Below are 1,297 nucleotides of genomic sequence, written 5' to 3'. Positions count from 1 at the left end.
AAGATGTTGCGGAATTAGCAGCAGAGCTTTATGGAAGATTGCAAGAGCTTATTCAAAACCTCAATGATATAGAAGAAATCGAAGCCACTTTGCCGCTTTTAAAATTACATTTAAGACGTAAAATCGAAACTGAAAAACACCTCTAGAAATTTCATAAGATATGAACGAACAGCCTTTTAAAAAAATAAAACTTTTTTGATCTTCTGCTATATAACCAAGTTTGGAATGTGAAAATCTCACAATTTTTGAGTCTTTTATTCAACCTGAATAATAATAAATTATCATTATAAATCAATACATTGCTCTAATACAGATAAAAAGAATGACGAGTAGTGATACAAACAAAATTTCTACAAAAAGAAGCTAATATAGTGCCATTCCTGAAATATTTGTTGGTTGAAGAAAAGATACGGACAACAGTGAAAATACAGTGGGTTCTGTGAGAGGAAAGAGTTTAGAAAACAGCTTCTTTTCGGTTTGTGATATTAAAAAATTTATACAACAGTGAAAATACAATGACGATGTTTTGTTCCTATAGAAGGGTAACAGATATATAAGAGAGAAGAACGAAAGACTATTTATAGGCGCGCTTTTGTCTTTTTATGAAGATGATAAGATGAGTACGTTAAAACTTTTTACAGAGCGTGCATCATTATATTTAAGACAGATTTCTTTCAAAGAGATGTATAGTATATTGAAACAGTTTACCTCGCAACAAAAAGTGAGATTATGATGATAATCATTATCTATTACATTGTGCGATAAGTTAAAAAAATCATAAATTTGTGCTTATAAGAACAGTTAATTTATTGAGAAGTATTTTTACAAATTTATAAAAAATAATTTTTACACTCTTGCCATTCTTCTGATGCGCTTTATTTGAAAAGTAGAATTGCTCTTTAGTGAAACTATTTTTGTTAAGAGATAAATCGCAGTATTTTTGAATGGAGATAACAGTATATTTTCAAAGTTTTGTGTTTTTATTTATTTTTTAGCTTGAATCCCTCTAGCTAAAAGGGTTGGGGACTTTTCTAGATTCGATGTTGTTGCAGAGATTTTAGGTCGATGCCGGATAAGTATCGGTATCGTAGGGGGGGAGTTTTGTCTTGATTTATTGGTTTTTGAAGTGCGCAAACTAAGGGTTTTGCCATGTGTGTTTTCGCGCGTTGTGATGATGTTGAACTCTGTAGGAGGAGATTCTTATGAAAAAAAAATATTCCACACCAAATTTAATTAAAGTTGTCTCTCTTAGTACGGTAATGGCCACACTCTTATCGAGTGTTTCTCCTGTTTTTGC

Annotated in this window: 1 pseudogene; it reads left to right on the top strand. The window is 31.2% G+C overall.

What is annotated here, in order from left to right:
• Positions 1–146, top strand: a pseudogene (locus tag ACFIL8_RS10450) (transcriptional regulator); the annotation flags it as partial.
• Positions 147–1,297: the final 1,151 nt, after the last annotated feature.

The sequence above is a fragment of the Bartonella sp. AP57NXGY genome (assembly GCF_042195805.1).
Classification (GTDB): domain Bacteria; phylum Pseudomonadota; class Alphaproteobacteria; order Rhizobiales; family Rhizobiaceae; genus Bartonella.
This window is presented reverse-complemented; position numbering and strand designations above follow the sequence as displayed.